This is a genomic window from Erysipelothrix aquatica (assembly GCF_009828825.1).
GTDB lineage: Bacteria > Bacillota_I > Bacilli_A > Erysipelotrichales > Erysipelotrichaceae > Erysipelothrix > Erysipelothrix aquatica_A.
Map to the genome: position 1 here is coordinate 92146 of NZ_WTTA01000005.1, position 16824 is coordinate 108969.

The 16824-nt window shown below is 38.4% G+C and carries 13 protein-coding genes and 1 other annotated feature; of the genes, 9 read left to right on the forward strand and 4 right to left on the reverse strand.

The features are described from left to right. Positions 1 to 248: 248 nt before the first annotated feature. From GVV22_RS09920 to yihA, 4 genes are all read left to right on the forward strand, one after another. Entirely contained in the window at positions 249 to 881 is a 633-nt protein-coding gene (locus tag GVV22_RS09920) for a DUF3196 family protein (RefSeq protein WP_159649905.1), read from the forward strand. 74 nt (positions 882 to 955) lie between these two features. After that, the gene (gene tig, locus GVV22_RS09925) at positions 956 to 2230 is read left to right on the forward strand and encodes a trigger factor (RefSeq protein WP_159649906.1); all 1275 of its coding nucleotides are present in this window, start codon (positions 956 to 958) and stop codon (positions 2228 to 2230) included. 46 nt (positions 2231 to 2276) lie between these two features. Next, positions 2277 to 4598: an endopeptidase La gene (gene lon, locus GVV22_RS09930; protein WP_159649907.1), complete on the forward strand. Its 2322-nt coding sequence runs from the start codon at positions 2277 to 2279 to the stop codon at positions 4596 to 4598. Next, entirely contained in the window at positions 4598 to 5176 is a 579-nt protein-coding gene (gene yihA / locus GVV22_RS09935) for a ribosome biogenesis GTP-binding protein YihA/YsxC (RefSeq protein ID WP_236261950.1), read from the forward strand. Before lon ends, yihA begins: the two co-directional genes overlap by 1 nt. Before the next feature lie 62 nt (positions 5177 to 5238). Here yihA and GVV22_RS09940 read toward each other — a convergent pair whose 3' ends face one another. The 3 genes from GVV22_RS09940 to GVV22_RS09950 all read right to left on the reverse strand — a co-directional run bounded on the left by GVV22_RS09940 (position 5239) and on the right by GVV22_RS09950 (position 8121). Next, the gene (locus GVV22_RS09940) at positions 5239 to 6270 is read right to left on the reverse strand and encodes a sugar-transfer associated ATP-grasp domain-containing protein (RefSeq protein ID WP_159649908.1); all 1032 of its coding nucleotides are present in this window, start codon (positions 6268 to 6270) and stop codon (positions 5239 to 5241) included. A 168-nt stretch (positions 6271 to 6438) separates the two neighbouring features. Continuing rightward, a complete protein-coding gene (locus GVV22_RS09945; RefSeq protein WP_159649909.1) occupies positions 6439 to 7470 on the reverse strand; it encodes a sugar-transfer associated ATP-grasp domain-containing protein in 1032 nt (343 codons plus the stop codon). Between the two features lie 162 nt (positions 7471 to 7632). Next, positions 7633 to 8121 carry a histidine phosphatase family protein gene (locus GVV22_RS09950; protein WP_159649910.1) on the reverse strand — a complete coding sequence of 163 codons (489 nt, stop codon included), beginning with the start codon at positions 8119 to 8121 and terminating at the stop codon, positions 7633 to 7635. Positions 8122 to 8470: 349 nt separating this feature from the next. Beyond that, positions 8471 to 8676, forward strand: a binding site (T-box leader). 35 nt (positions 8677 to 8711) lie between these two features. On the opposite strand from GVV22_RS09950, the gene GVV22_RS09955 reads away from it, so the two are divergent. From GVV22_RS09955 to GVV22_RS09965, 3 genes are read left to right on the forward strand one after another with little or no spacing between them, the layout of a single operon-like run. Beyond that, positions 8712 to 9260 (forward strand): GNAT family N-acetyltransferase, encoded by a 549-nt coding sequence (locus tag GVV22_RS09955; RefSeq protein WP_159649911.1) that lies wholly within the window; start codon positions 8712 to 8714, stop codon positions 9258 to 9260. A gap of 27 nt (positions 9261 to 9287) precedes the next feature. Next, positions 9288 to 11870, forward strand: coding sequence for a valine--tRNA ligase (locus GVV22_RS09960; RefSeq protein WP_159649912.1), 2583 nt, complete (start codon positions 9288 to 9290; stop codon positions 11868 to 11870). After that, entirely contained in the window at positions 11870 to 12028 is a 159-nt protein-coding gene (locus GVV22_RS09965) for a hypothetical protein (protein WP_159649913.1), read from the forward strand. The genes GVV22_RS09960 and GVV22_RS09965 overlap by 1 nt, the downstream gene beginning before the upstream one ends. A gap of 62 nt (positions 12029 to 12090) precedes the next feature. On the opposite strand, the gene mgtA is transcribed toward GVV22_RS09965, so the two are convergent. Further along, a complete protein-coding gene (gene mgtA, locus GVV22_RS09970; protein ID WP_159649914.1) occupies positions 12091 to 14697 on the reverse strand; it encodes a magnesium-translocating P-type ATPase in 2607 nt (868 codons plus the stop codon). Positions 14698 to 14954: 257 nt separating this feature from the next. On the opposite strand from mgtA, the gene GVV22_RS09975 reads away from it, so the two are divergent. Together GVV22_RS09975 and ald are read left to right on the forward strand one after the other, a co-directional pair. Continuing rightward, a complete protein-coding gene (locus tag GVV22_RS09975; protein ID WP_159649915.1) occupies positions 14955 to 15674 on the forward strand; it encodes an HAD family hydrolase in 720 nt (239 codons plus the stop codon). After that, positions 15671 to 16789: an alanine dehydrogenase gene (gene ald / locus GVV22_RS09980; protein ID WP_159649916.1), complete on the forward strand. Its 1119-nt coding sequence runs from the start codon at positions 15671 to 15673 to the stop codon at positions 16787 to 16789. Before GVV22_RS09975 ends, ald begins: the two co-directional genes overlap by 4 nt. Positions 16790 to 16824 lie beyond the last annotated feature (35 nt).

Below are 16824 nucleotides of genomic sequence, written 5' to 3' on the forward strand. Positions count from 1 at the left end.
GCGAACTTGGATCGCTTGGTGTAAGTGTAGTTTTGTTAATAGAGAAGAGACATTCATTATTAGTTATATACTACACATGCATGCACCTATATTAAAACATTGAACTAATTGTAAGTCAATACAATTTGGTATAAAATCTCATAAAATACACTTTGATTGAAAATAAATTTCAGAGGTGAAGAAAAAACCTATTGATATGTCAAAATAACGCAACTTATGATAAAATGAAACGGTATGAAAGGATACGTATGAATAACTACTATGAATCATGTTTAGAAGTGATTCGACAATGTATTGCTGATGAAAATCATGCAGAAGCATTGACACTTTTAGACCAAGAACTTTCAATGCCATTTATACCTCAGCCGTATGACCAAGTATTTCGTGATTTACGGGATAACTTACGAATCGATAGAAACCCGAAAGCGCGTTACTTCGAGTCAATGGAAGAGGTTTTTGATGCGTTGAAAGGGAATGATGCTCTGAAACAAAAAGCACTCATATCACTCGAACGTATGAATCTACGTGCTGTCTTGAATGATCTTGAGGATATTATGCGCGATAAACTGATTGATGATTGGCTTAAAAAGCAGTTAGTCTTTTATTTGATGGAGCAAAATATTGATGTTTCAATTGATGTACGTTTGAACCATAAAATGTACACACTTGAAATTCGAAAACTTGAAAATCCAATTGGCACTGAAGCATATTTACAAACTGTAGCATCACTTCGTGATATGCTAGAATCTGTAAATCCGAGCCTACTCATGCTTTGCATTGATGAGTTGGACCAAAAAGTTTTAGAGGCATTTCCAGAAGAAGCCAAAAATATTGATGCACAATCAATCTTGGACACTGTAAATCGCTATCTCAATCAATGATTTAAAACTTTTAGCACTCATAGCTTGACTGTGCTAAAAGGTATGTTATAATAGTTACGTACTAGGAGGAACACATGAAATCTACATGGAAACTAAACGAAAACTCAACAGGATTATTAACTGTTGAAGTTGAACAAAATGCTTGGAAAAAAGCACAAGATAAAGCAGTTGATAAATTAACTAAAGACGTTGAGGTTCAAGGCTTCCGTAAAGGACAAGCTCCTAAAGAACTTGCACGCAAACAAATTAGTGACAGCTCAGTCATGATGGAAGCAATGAACTTAATTGCAAATGACGCGTTTGTTGCAGGAATGGTTGAACATAAGTTAGAACCAGTCGCAACACCAGAATTAGATGTTAAAGAAATGACAGCTGATTCACTCACATTACTTTTCAATGTAACGGTAAAACCAGAAGTTGAATTGGGTGAGTATAAAGGGATTAAAGTAGAAGCACAAGATATCACAGTCTCAGACGAAGATGTTGAAGCTGAACTTGCAAAATTACAAGAAGAACAAGCAGAATTAGTTCTTAAAGAAGAAGGAACTGTTGAATCAGGAGATACAACTGTTATTGACTTTGAAGGATTTAAAGAAGACGTTGCATTCGAAGGCGGAAAAGGTGAAAACTATACATTAGAAATTGGTTCAAACTCATTTATCCCAGGATTTGAAGAAGCACTGATCGGTATGGCAGCTGGAGAAGAGAAAGATCTAAATATCACATTCCCAGAAAACTACCATGTTGAAGATTTAAAAGGACAACCTGTTGTTTTCAAAGTGAAACTACACGAAATTAAATCAAAACAATTACCAGAACTTAACGATGCGTTCGTTGAATTGTTAGATGATGAAGAAGTTAAAACTTTAGAAGCATTGAAAGCATCAATCAAACACAACTTAGAGCACAATCGTCAACACGCAGAAGAAGACCGTGTCAATGACGTTTTAGTTCAAACAGTTGCTGATAATGCAAAAATCAATGTACCAGAAGCAATGATTACAGAAGAATTGAACCAAATGTTCAATGAATTCCAACAACGTCTTGCGCAACAAGGAATGAACTTTGAATTGTACTCACAAATCTTAGGTCAAACAGAAGAAGATGTTAAATCACAAATGGGTGAAGATGCAGAAAAACGCGTTCGCACACGCTTAACACTCGAAAAAATTGCTGAAGTTGAAGGATTAAAAGTTGATGATGAGGAAGTAGAAAAAGAATTTGCTGCGATCTCAGAAGCATACGGAATCGAACTCGAACAAGTTAAAGAACTTGTCTCAATCGATGCTGTAACATACGACATTTTACTTCGTAAGGCAATCGAGTTAGTTAAAGAAACTCGTGCTTAATTAAAAGACGCTTAGCGTCTTTTTTATCCTAAAAGGAGGGATTGCTATGAGCGAAAAACAAGAAAATAAAATTATGAATGTCCCTGTCGTGGCAACACGCGGGGTAATCGTATTTCCTGAACAGGAAATAATGATTGAAGTAGGTCGTCATAAAAGTATAAATGCGATTGACGAAGCAGAAAAATTCTTCAACGGACACGTCATTCTCGTAAGTCAAAAAGACATTCTCATTGACGATCCTAAGAAAGATGAATTGTTTCAATATGGATCTTTAGTCCATATTAAATCTGTTAAACGTAAACAAGGATTCTTACGTGTTACATTCTCGGGATTGCAACGTGTACGTATCAGTGAACTCGTAGATGATGGAAAAATGCTCTTTGGTACTGTTGAACTCCTAGAGGATATAATCGGTTCAGAAAATGAAGAAATTGCGCTTATTCGTCGTATTACATCAGAAATCGAAAAAGTATCCGCCGCAAACATTACGATTCCAACAGAATTAATTAATCAACTTACTTTGGGAGTGTCAGCTTCACAATTGAGTGATCAATTTGCACAGTACTTCCCATTGCAAGTTGAGCGTAAACAAGCATTACTTGAAGAACTCGATGTTAATGAGCGTCTTTTAATGATCATTGAAGAAATTCAACGTGAACAAACGCTAGCAACTATTGAAACGACAATTAATGAAAAAGTTAAAGATCGTGTTGAAGAAAATCAACGTGAGTACTACTTACGTGAAAAAATGCGTGCTATTCGTGAAGAATTAGGAGATGCTACGGATGTTGGAGAAGACAGTGACGAATTCCGTGAACTTCTAGAAAACAATCCTTATCCAGATCATATACGTGAAAAAGCACTTGAAGAAATTCGCCGTTATGAAATGCTTCCACAAGCATCGGGTGAATCAGGTGTGGTTCGAACCTATCTAGATTGGTTGTTAAAGACACCTTGGTGGCAACAAACTACGGATATTCAAGACCTCAATGATGTTCGTAAAAAACTGGATGAAGATCATTTTGGATTGGATAAAGTTAAAGACCGTATTATGGAGTACTTGGCTGTTAAACAAATGACAGGGAACCTCGAAGCTCCTATTCTCGCGCTTGTTGGGCCTCCAGGAGTTGGTAAAACTTCGTTGGCGAAGTCTATATCAGATTCACTAGGTCGTGAGTTTGTGAAGGCTTCACTGGGTGGTGTACGTGATGAAGCGGAAATTCGTGGACACCGTCGTACATATCTTGGTTCTATGCCAGGAAGAATTATTCAAGGGATGAAAAAAGCAGGTGTTGTAAACCCTGTATTCTTACTTGATGAAATTGATAAAATGGCATCCGATTACAAGGGTGACCCAACAAGTGCAATGCTTGAGGTATTGGACCCAGAGCAAAATAAATTGTTCTCTGACAACTACTTAGAAGAACCGTATGATTTATCACAAGTTATGTTCGTTGCAACAGCAAACTATCTTGGTGATATTCCAGAAGCACTTCGTGACCGTTTGGAAATTATTAACCTTAGTTCTTATACTGAAGAAGAGAAATTAAGCATTGCGAAAGCACACTTAATTCCGAAACAACTTAAACGTAATGGATTGAAAAAATCGCAGTTCAAAATTAGCGATGCATCTCTTCGTTATTTAATTCGTCACTACACACGTGAAGCAGGAGTTCGTCAACTAGAGCGTACCATTTCATCGCTTGCACGTAAGACAGTATTAGCAATTCTTAAAGATGAAAAAGAGTCAGTCACAATCACTAAAGATTTAATCTCTGAGTGGTTAGGTCAAATTATCTTTGAGTATGGACAAAAAGAAAAGAAAGATCAAGTGGGTGTCGTCACAGGTCTTGCATTTACACAATTTGGCGGAGATGTGCTTCCAATCGAAGTAACTTCATTTGACGGGAAAGGACGCCTTATCGTCACAGGACAGTTAGGCGATGTTATGAAAGAATCAGCAGAAATTGCCTTTGGATATGTGAAATCACATGCCAAAGAGTTAAAGATAGCGCCTGATTTCTTTGAAAAACATGACATTCAAGTTCACGTTCCTGAAGGTGCTGTTCCGAAAGATGGACCATCTGCTGGAGTTACTTTCACCACAGCGCTTATTTCTGCACTCACCAACCGTAAGGTTGCCTCAGATATAGCTATGACAGGTGAAATTACACTGCGTGGAAATGTTCTACCAATTGGTGGTTTAAAAGAGAAGTCATTAGCTGCACACCGCGTTGGTATTACTCGAATTGTGATTCCAAAAATGAATGAAAAAGACTTAGTTGATGTTCCGGATGTCGTTAAAGAAAATGTTAAGTTCATTCCGGTTGAAACCATTGACCAAGTCATCAAAGAGGCACTTGTTTAGTGATTAATTGGAATACGCAAGATGCACATCTGATTATTTCATGTGCATCTGCATCGCAGTTTCCGGAAACGACACAGAAGGAAATTGTAATGGTTGGTAAATCTAACGTTGGGAAGTCATCCCTTATTAATGCATTTACAAACCGTAAGCGTCTTGCATACGTAGGACAGCGTCCTGGTAAGACCCGTCTTATTAACTTTTATCATATTAATGATGAGTTATTGTTGACTGATGTTCCCGGATATGGGTTTGCGAACCGTTCTAAAGAAGAGCAAATTCAGTATGGTGTGCTCATGGATAGTTACTTCCAACAACGTCATCCAGCAATGATGCTTATCTTGATTGATGTCCGCCGTGGCGTTGGTAAAGATGACATCATGATGCTTGATTTCGCACGTTACAATGGCATTGAGCATGCTATCGTTCTAACGAAGACCGATAAGTTATCACGCAATAAAATTGCGAATGAGCGACGTGCTGTCAACAAAGAATATCCTGATGTAAAAGTACTTGAGTTTTCAAGTCTGAACCATGATACTCGTGAACCAATTATTGAATATATGCGAAGTGTTCTCTAAAACCTGCGAAAGCAGGTTTTTTTATGACAAAAAAGCTATCCGTATAGGGGATAGCTTTAGAATTAGAACTTGATGTCTGTCATATATTTTTCATAAACGGGGCGAATTCCAACACGATCTTTTGATAATGATGGAATAACTTGGAATGGTCCTGAAGAACTGTTTCCTTCGATAAGCTCTGCATTACCGTCTTGTGAGACAGCAACATCCCAACCGATATAACGTACTTGAGGAATGACGAGGCACGCTTCTTTTACTTGAGCAACGACATTCTCGAAGTTTGGAATTTGGAATCCCATAAGGTTTTCACCTGTAAGTGGATGGTTTGTATGTTGGTTTCCATGCTTGTCGATGAATGGGTAAATAACAGTCCCTTTTTCATCTAAGATTGTGTACATACCACCTTGACCAATATTATCAACGTGACCACCTAAACCTGATTTTAATGCTGTAATAAGCACTCGAGGTGTTTGAGTGTTATCTAAAAATGTAATAATACGCATTGTATTAACAGATGTTGGTGATAGCTCCGACATCTTTGGATGTTGCGTAAAGAATTCTTCAATAAGATATTGGCGATTTGCTTTTAAATCATTGTATAGCTTTTCAAAATCGATGTCTGGAGTTTCGTTGTAGTCAATCTTATCGATACCACGTCCAACATAATCGTTTTTACGTTTAGCCATAACTTTGCCATGTTCAACGACGAATGCTTTAAATGCATCAACATCAACTTCTTCTAAATCGATGTGTTTACGGCTAATGAATTTCGCAAATAATACATCAAATTGAGATTTATCATCAAAAAGTCCAACATACTCTCGATCGTTGTAGTATTTAACAACTTTGTCAGAATGTCCTAATGTAATATAAGTTTTACGTTCTTTACCGTTTAAAAGATAAAATTCAAACTCATTGTAATCAACATAGCCCGCAGTGTATCGGAATGAACACCACATCATATCAACGAGAATTACAAACTTACTTTTTCCGCTCTTTTCATGAGCATAGTTAATTGCGTCTTTGAATCCCTGACGATCCATTTGTTTCAGACGTTTAAAGTAGTACTTTATACGCCACCATAATTTTTTCATACGAATACCTTCCTGTCCTTACTATGTTATCGGTTTTAGGCTCATGTGTCAAGATAAACAACATGGTGCGTAAACGTGTAATACGGCTTGAATAGTAGCTATTCTTATGATTTAGAGGTGTTAAAAGGTCTCGTAAATGAGTCAAAAAAAAGAAATAGTGTTCTATCACTATTTCTCGGTATTTTGTGTATTATCCAGTTCAGCAATGAGACGGTCAAAGAGTGGTTTGACTCCTATTTGTGCTTCACCTAGGAATCCTGGTGACTGATAAATATCGTGTCCTGGGAACTGATTCCCTTCGATAAGCATTGGTCCATCTTTAGTCAAAGCAACATCCCATCCGACCATTCCTAATTCAGGAATGTGAAGGGCAGCTTTTTTAGCAAGTTCAATCATTGCCTCAAACTCAGGGACTTCAAATCCTTTGAATGTGATACCAGTTAACGGATGAACGGCAGCGATTTTATTGAATTTACCAACCCCGTCAGTTTCAACGACACCAGTCTCTAAATTGATGCGCGCTGCAAATCCACCACTGTTTAAATTATCAACACTTTTTCCATTTCCGCAACGAACACATGCAAAGGGGATTCGGATATGACCATTCTTTTGCAATGTAACAATCCGTACAGTATTTACTGATGCAGGATGTAAAATACCCATCCGTTCATCTTGAATGATATACGCCTCCGCGAGTGTTTGGTTATTCGCACGCATCGAGTCATATACGGCTTTTGCATTGGTACCGTCAAAATCAAAGAATGCGATACCTTTACCACCAATCCCATCTACTGGTTTTGCGACAATTCGTGGGTTTGTCTTGAAGAAATGTTCAAAATCTTCAAAGCTGGTCGTATTCAGATCGAGCCATGCACGATTATGATACCCATCAAAATATTTGAGAAACTCAACTTTATTATCGAGTGTATCCCATTTTTCTTGACTGTTAAATTTTGCGACATAGGCATTATTGACACCTCGAGTCACGAAGGTGCCACGTTTTGATTCGGGAACGTTGTATAATTCGAAATCCAAATAATCTACATATCCAGCTTGATATTTTAATCCGGTTTTAATGATATCGATCAAAATTACAAAGGTGTTCTTGCCCGTTCGCTTATGAACTTCCTTAGCTGTTTCATACATAGCTTTATGATTCATTTTTGTAATACGCTGAATCATATATTTAAATTTTTTCATGATATCACCTTCCGTAAGTTCTTATACGTCATCAATTATATCGCATTCATGGACCACAAACAATGCTCAGAAGGGAAAGAATGAAAGATGCCTTTAGAACACCTCAAATGCCCGGATTTTAAATGTCATGTTCAATTATTTCTTGGAGTATAAATGTCTGATTTACATATAAATAATTGAAAATCGCACAGTTGGGAATTCGATTTTGTCGGCGTACTGAGCTGTATGATTCCCTTTCGAGTTAGCTAAGCATTGCGTTATTTCAAGACTGAAGCGATTTTGAAAGTCGGTTTCACACTCGCCATCAAATTGCACTAAAAAAATCTTGATAGGGAATCGGTGGATTGAGATGTTCACCTTCCCCTCTAGACGCCCAAAATTCCAGTCACTTAGGTTTTTTGAATGTGTATAGGACATGTCAGTTAAGATTCTGAGTGTGTTAACTGCCCGCTCCGAAGTAGAACAATAAGCGTCGTCAGAAACAATGTTTAGTGAATTAATCTGTTCATGAGCGGCTTGTGCCTGTTGAATGCCACGCACAGTGAGTTGAGAGTCGCAGAATCTTAGTATTTTCTTTTGTAGGTTGAAGAGTGTTTGCCCGTGGCGAATTAGATAAATCATTTTTGTATCATTGCTTTTCAAATTTGTCATAGAGATCTCCATGATGGTTTTGGTGAATCATCTATAATAGAAGCATACCCTCAGGAAACTACTCCCGGTCAGTGAAGGATATGAAGCAATATATTCAAATGGATCTTGAAGGTGCTGAGTCTATTTCAGAACGTAAAACGATGCTTTAAAAGACATACGAACAGTTACAGAACTAACAAAGAGAAATTGAAGTATCATTACAATTTCTTGAAAAAAACAAAGCTACTGTACGGGCGCCCAAAATGGCGTGATTCCGTACGTCAGTAATTTAGTAGCGGAAAAAGCTAGCTAACTTTTAAAATAAGAACTTTGAAAAATTGCTAATCGCAAAAGACTATGTTAAAATATAAAAAGATCAATGAGCATAAGGAGTACTGTGTAAAAACGTTTAGAGAGTTGTCGTGTGGTGAAAGACAATCGTTGGAAACGGGAAAGTCGTATGTGAGATGAGATACTGAACTTAAGTAAGTAAATCCGTTGGTGGCGTTAACACATTGAGGCTTGTTGAAAACAAGTAAATTAAGGTGGTACCACGACTAACACATCGTCCTTTGGATGATGTTTTTTTGTGTTTAGAAAAGGAGTCTATGATGAACAAGTTAAGAATTCCAACACTCGAAACCAACCGACTAATATTAAGAGCTGTAACTATGGATGATGCATCTGATATGTTTGCTTATACTTCAAATCCTGAGGTTACACGCTACCTGTCATTTCCGACACACTCATCGGTCGAGGATGCGCAATGGGCGATTGCAAATATCTTTATGAAACGTCCCGATAACGGCTCACCTGAAGCATTCGCAATTGTCGATAAAATGACACATCAAATGATTGGAACTTGCGATTTTTGGAGGGTTGATGGTGACAACACGTATGAAATGGGATATGTTCTAAACCAAGCGTATTGGGGTCAAGGTATCATGACTGAAGCATGCCGTGCAGTCTTAAAGTTTGCATTTGAGGATTTCGGTGTTCGACGGATGGAAATTCGCCATAATGCAGAGAATATTGGATCTCGAAATATTATCAAAAAACAAGGATTTACATATGAAGGCGTCCGTAGACGATTGGTTAAGATTGATGATCACTACAGTGATATCATCTACTATGCGATGCTTGATGAAGAGTTCAAATAAAACAGAAAAGAAAGAAGAGGATGTAAGATGCGTAAAGAGCTTGCACAAAAATACAATCACTTAGATATTGAAAAAGATAAATACCAAGAATGGGTAGACAAAGGTTATTTTACAGCTGGAGATATCAGTAAAAAGCCATATTCCCTTGTCATTCCACCTCCAAACGTTACTGGGAAACTACACTTAGGTCATGCATGGGATAATACCTTGCAAGACATTGCAATTCGTTACCAACGACTCTTAGGTAAAGATGCGTTGTACCTTCCGGGGATGGATCATGCGGGAATCGCAACTCAAGCAAAAGTTGACGAACGTCTCCGTGAGCAAGGAATTTCGCGATATGATTTAGGTCGCGAAGGGTTTCTCAATAAATCATGGGAATGGAAAGAAGAATATGCTTCACACATTCGTGCTCAATGGGAGAAACTTGGAATTTCGGTTGATTATTCGCGGGAGCGTTTCACCCTAGATGAAGGCCTGAACAAAGCGGTTAATAAAGTCTTTGTTGATCTTTACAACGATGGTTTGATTTATCGCGGATATCGCATCATAAACTGGGACGTTCAAGCCCAAACGGCGCTATCAAATATTGAAGTAGAGCACAAAGAAATTGAAGGAAATTTCTTTACTTTTGAATATACGGTTGAAGAGACGGGCGAAAAACTTGCCGTTTCAACAACACGCCCTGAAACGATGTTCGGTGATGTTTGTATCGTTGTACATCCAGATGATGCCCGCTATCAGCATCTAATTGGGAAACATGCGATAAATCCTGCAAATGGTGAAGTCTTACCCATTATTGCGGATGACTATATCGATATTGAGTTTGGTACAGGTGTTATGAAATGTACTCCGGCACACGATCCAAACGATTATGAAATTGGAAAACGCCATCATTTAGAAATGCCAATTTGTATGAATCCAGATGGCACCATGAATGAACTTGCACATCAATTTGCAGGATTAGACCGTTTTGAAGCACGAAAACAGCTAGTAGCTTACATTAAGGAAAACGGAAAGTTAATCAGTATTGAAAAACATATACATTCGGTCGGACACTCGGAACGTACTGGTGTTATTGTAGAGCCGTATTTATCCGATCAATGGTTTGTTAAAATGCAGCCACTTGCTCAAGAAGTTTTAAAGTTCCAAGAAACAGATCCAATTAAATTTTACCCAGAACGCTTTAACCATACCTTTAACCAATGGCTTGAAAATATTGAAGACTGGACAATTTCACGTCAGTTATGGTGGGGACATCGTATTCCCGCATGGTTTCATAACGAAACGCAAGAAGTCTACGTAGGAGAAACAGCCCCTGAGGATATCGAAAATTGGACACAAGATCCTGATGTTTTAGATACCTGGTTTTCATCAGCACTATGGCCTTTCTCAACACTTGGATGGCCAGAACAAACACCAGATCTTGAACGATACTATCCAACGGACTTATTAGTAACAGGTTATGATATCATCTTCTTCTGGGTTGCGAGAATGGCATTCCAAGGTCGTTACTTTACAGGATCCAAGCCATTTAAAGACGTCCTAATGCATGGATTAATCCGAGATGAACACGGTCATAAAATGAGTAAGTCATTAGGAAACGGTGTTGATCCAATGGATGTCATCCAAGAATTTGGTGTTGATGCGCTACGTTACTTCTTAACGACAAACTCGACACCGGGGCAAGACATGCGTTATGTGCCAGAGAAAGTAGAAGCTTCATGGAATTTCATCAACAAAATTTGGAATGCCTCACGCTTCGTCAACATGCATACCAGTGATCAAGTATATGATATAGAGAAAGCAACACTTTCAATGGTTGATCGTCACATTATTCATCAATTTAACCGTACACTCGATGAAGTAAATCGTAATATGGACAAATACGAGTATGCTCTCGTAGGAAATACCTTACAACGTTTTGTATGGGATGATTTCTGTAGTTGGTATATCGAACTCAGCAAATCAGGACTTCAAAGTGAGGACGAAACAGTTGTCTATGCAACGAAAGCAACACTTGCTCATATGTTGAAGAATATCGTGAAAGTCCTTCATCCATTCATGCCGTTTGTAACGGAAGAGATTTACCAATCGATGCCTGGCAGCTTGGAATCAATCAATCTCGAGACATGGCCTTTAATGATGGAAATTGACACAGATGGATTAGAACAAGTCACATTCATGATTGATGCAATCTCTGCAATTCGTGAACTCCGTGTTCAATACGATGTTAAGCCTTCAAAACCACTCACGGCACAACTATTGAACAACAAAGATAATGATTACGAATTTGATGCTATTTTAAAAGCGATGCTTGAGAGTATGGCACGGGTTACCATCGGAACGATTACCGAGAATCCCGTTAAACAACCAATTCAAGGTGGATCAATTATTTTATTACAAGATGAATTAGTAGATCAGGAAGCATTGTTAGTAAAACTAAATGCTGAGAAACAACGACTTGAAGCGGAGATTTCACGTGGTGAAAAAATGCTTGCGAACCAGAACTTTATCGCTAAAGCACCTGCTGCAAAAGTTGAAGCCGAACAAGCGAAGCTTGACGAATATCGACGTCAATTAGATGTTGTTTTAGGACAGATAAACTAATGGAAGCAATCATTAACACTCTAGTAAAAGGTATTTCTACAATCTTTCGCTTTGATGTCGAAAAAGATCCGCGTAGTGCTCGTAAAAAGAGCCTTATCATTATTCTTATCTTTATTATCCTACTGTATGTAGGAGTTATTGGATCATTAATAAATTAAGAAAAGAACCGCAGTTACGCGGTTCTTTTTATATAAAAGGAGTGCATACGCACTCCTTTAAATTAGATAATATCTTTAAACCAAATGCGTTTCATAACTGAAGTCGCGATGATATACATAAGTACAATTCCGCCAACCCACATGAGGTGTGCTGAGGAGAGTACTTGGAGTTCAATTGTTGATGCTAATGGTGTTGTAACAAACAGCAACGTGATTGCGATTGCTAGGAATGATACAAATACTAGTACGCCTGAAGGGAGATTTCCAAGCGAGAAAGGACGTTTTGTACGAATTACAAAAATAATCAAGGATTGCGAGATAATACCAAACGCAAACCAGAATGTTTGGAATAAGGTTGCATGTTCAGGTGTTCGAACATCAAAGACTGCATACAATACAACAAAACATGCGATATCGAAGATTGAACTGAGTGGTCCAAAGAGTTTCATGAACTTCACGAGCGATTTTGACTCAAGTTTACGCGGCTTCTCGAGCTCCTTTTCAGTTACATTATCAAATGGAATACCTGTTTGTGCTAAATCACTTAAGAGGTTTTGAACAAGAATATGAACTGGTAATAGTGGTAGGAATGGTACAAAGAGACTTGCAACCAAGACGGAAATCATATTTCCCACGTTACCACTGACTGCCATTTCCAAATACTTGATCATGTTTACAATTGTTTTACGACCTTCAAGGATTCCTTCTTCAAGAACGGTTAAATCTTTCTTTAATAGAATAATATCCGCAGATTCTTTTGCGATATCAACGGCACTGTCAACCGAAATACCGACGTTTGCTTGCTTCAATGCGAGGGCATCGTTGATACCATCACCCAAGAAACCAACGGTATGGCCTTTATCTTGGAATGCCTTAACGATTCGTTGTTTTTGATCTGGAGAAATCTTAGCAAAGAGGTGACAGTGATCAACTGCATCACGTAATTCCTCATCGCTCATCGCTTCTACTTCATCACCCATATAAGTAATCTCAGTATCGATTCCAACTTTACTGCTTACTTTTTTAGCAACACCTAAACTATCACCTGTAATAACAACAACTTTGACACCATGTCGGTTCAGGCTTTCGATTGTAGGTTTCGCACTTTCTTTAGGTGGATCAAGGAAACCAATAAATCCAATTAATACGAGATCACTTTCATCTTCGACACCGAATTCGTGCTCTGTAGGAACATTGTTCTTCTGAGCGACAGCGATCATGCGTAATCCATCATGATTGTGTTGTGAGTAGACTTCCATAGCTTCTTTACGAATTTCGTCGTTGAGTTCAAATACTTCGCCATTACGATCAATGTATCGGCATAATTTAACGATTTCTTCAACGGCACCTTTAGTAATAAGTTGGCGTTTGTCATTACCATCTTCCAAGATGACACTCATTCGACGGCGAGAGAAATCAAATGGGATTTCATCTACGACTGAATAGTAGTTGACAAGGTCATCCATGTTATATGATTCAGCACGATTGATGATCGCGAGATCAATTAGGTTTTTAAGGCCACTTTGGAAGTATGAGTTTAAGAATGCATGGCGAAGGACACGCATGTCATCTTCACCATTAACGTCCATATAACGTTCAAGAACAATATTATCTTGTGTTAGAGTTCCGGTTTTATCTGTACAAAGTATATCCATTTCTCCAAAGGAAGAAATAGAACTTTGGGATTTAACAATTGTTTGATGCTTTGCCATGTTGATAGAACCACGTGCAAGACTTGTGGTTAATACAACGGGAAGCATTTCTGGTGTAAGACCAACTGCAACTGTTAGCGCAAACAAGAAGGCCTCAACAATATCATGCTTCAAAACGCCATTAATGATAAAAATGATGGGTAGCATAATTAACATTAATCGCATTAAAAGCGAACTAATTGTTGAAATACTACTTTCAAAACTGTTGATTTGCTTTGTTTCTTTGAGACTTGTATTCATTCGGCCAAGATATGTATCATCACCAGTCCGAATGACCATTGCACGGGCACTACCTGAGACCACGTTGGTTCCCATGAGGCACAAGTTAGAATAATCAGACTCTGTGATCATTTGATCTTCGTCGAACTTAACAAATTTTTCGATAGGCTGTGATTCCCCGGTTAAGGTCGCTTGAGAAATAAATAAATCTTTTGCAGATAAGACGCGCATATCTGCAGGGATAATATCACCTGCTGATAGTCGGACAATATCACCCAACACTAAATCATCAATTGGGATTTCAGTAAAGACGCCATCACGAAGTGCTGCGGTGGTATTCGAAACCATGTTGAGTAATTTCTCACTAGCAGCACTGGAACGTTCTTCTTGAACAAATGAAATCAGTGTTGAAATCATGACAATGACAGTCAAGATTGTGATGGTGAGATAATCGGGTGTTTCCCCAGTCAAGAAAAATACCGGAACAATTACATCAGTAATTAGTGTAATTGCAATAACGACCATTAACACTAAGTTAAATGGATTAATCAATACGTTTACAAAACCAATAATTGGATGCTTTTTCGTCCCCTGTGAAATCGCGTTTGGACCAAGCTCTTCAAGTTTTTGCTCTGCTTGGTCGAGAGTATACCCTGTTGGCGACGCTCCCAAATTATCATAGAGTTCCTCTTGGGAACTTTGGAGCAAGTCTAGAATATTTTTATTTTTTGATGTCATTCAATAAGCCCTCCTTCATCAGAAAAAGCGCACTAAAATAGATAATAACCCGAGGGAGGCCCCAAGGGATCATCGTCTAAAGAACAAGTGCTACATATACTAGAACTACAACTTTGACCTTCCATGTTGCCACCTCACTTTCATGTAAACTATAACAAAATTAAGGATTATTAGCAATAAAACGACGGATTGTGAACACAGTCTTCACAGAAAAATAACACAATATGATATACTTTTAGAGTACTAGGGGGTGCATAATGAAAAAGACACTATTATTTGATTTAGATGGAACTGTATTACCTTTGGATAACAAAGATTTTGAACGTCTCTATATTGGAACGCTAACAACCTTTGCGAAGGATACTATCGAACCTGAAAAATTAGCGAAAAGCCTGTGGGCAGCAACCGCAGCGATGATTCAAAATACTGATCCAAATCGAACCAATGAAACAACTTTTTGGAAAGCATTTGAAGCATTGATTGGCGCATCAGCAACCGCATATATTAAGGAAACAATGGATCAGTACTACAACGGTCCGTTTTCAGAAATTCAAAAAGCAACAAAACCAAGTCAGGCGATGATTGAAGCAATCCATTATGCCAAACAAAAAGGATATACCGTTATTTTAGCGACAAATCCTTTGTTCCCTAAGATAGCTACTGATAAACGTATCGAATGGGCAGGATTTAAACCTGAAGACTTTGACTATATTACACGATTCGAATCGAATCATTTCTGCAAGCCTAATCCAATGTATTATCAAGAAATTATGAGTGTTTGTGACTTAGAACCCAAAAACTGCGTCATGATTGGAAATGATGTACAAGAAGATATGATGGCTGCAAAACTAGGTATGGAAACATGGTTGATTACGGATGACTTAATTAACCGTCAGCCGGACGTCCATGATGATTATGTGACGTGGCGTGGAAACCGAGAAGAACTACTCATAAAAATTAAGGAGGATTTAATATGATTGTAGGTTGTGTACGAGAAATAAAAGAATCCGAGAACCGAGTGGGATTAATGCCGACCCATGCATTTGAGTATGTGAATGCAGGGCATACTGTGATTGTGGAATCCGGATTGGGTGAGGCAAGCGGTTTTCCTGATGAACTATACAGCGAAGCTGGAGCTACGATTGTCGATAGCGCTGAAGCGGTATGGGCACAAGTAGACATGATGATAAAAGTTAAAGAACCGCTTGAAAGTGAATATCCATTGATGCGTGCTGGACAAATATTGTTCACATACCTTCATTTGGCAGATAATGCGCCACTGACACAGGCACTTGTAGACCGAAAAGTGACGGCATTTGCTTATGAAACAGTTACCGATCCGCAAGGTCGTTTACCGTTATTACGTCCTATGTCAGAAGTTGCAGGACGACTTTCAATTCAACAAGGAGCAAAATACCTTGAAGGTCACTACGGTGGTAAAGGAATTCTTCTATCGGGTGTTCCGGGAGTTCATGGCGGTCATGTGGTAATTATTGGTGCTGGCGTTGTCGGTATGAGTGCATGTAAAACAGCACTTGGAACTGGAGCATCTGTAAGTATCTTGGATACAAATCTTGATCGTCTAGCATACATCGAGGATGTCTTTAATGGTCGTGTCAATACAATCTTCAGCGATGAGCATAATATTCAAGAAGAGTTGAAACGTGCTGACATTGTGATTGGTAGTGTATTGATTCCAGGCGACAAGGCACCAAAACTTGTACGTCGTGAACATCTAGAACTGATGGAAAAAGGAACAGTTCTTGTGGATGTTGCAATCGATCAAGGGGGATGTTTTGAAACTAGCAAACCGACAACACACCAAAATCCAATTTTTATTGACTCAGGCATTGTGCACTGCTGTGTTACGAACATGCCGGGTGCTGTCCCACAAACATCCACTCATGCGTTGGGGAATGCGACAATTCGATATGGTCTAGAAATTGCCAATCGTGGCGCTTTGGAAGCAATCCAAAGTAATGAAGGTCTATTTAATGGTCTTAATGCCTATGATGGTCACATTACAAATGCTGCAGTCGCCCGTTCCCAAAATTTTGAATATATCAACATGAAAAATACGTTAAAAGGATGAACTCTTTAAGCATTTTTGGTACAATAGATTAAAGG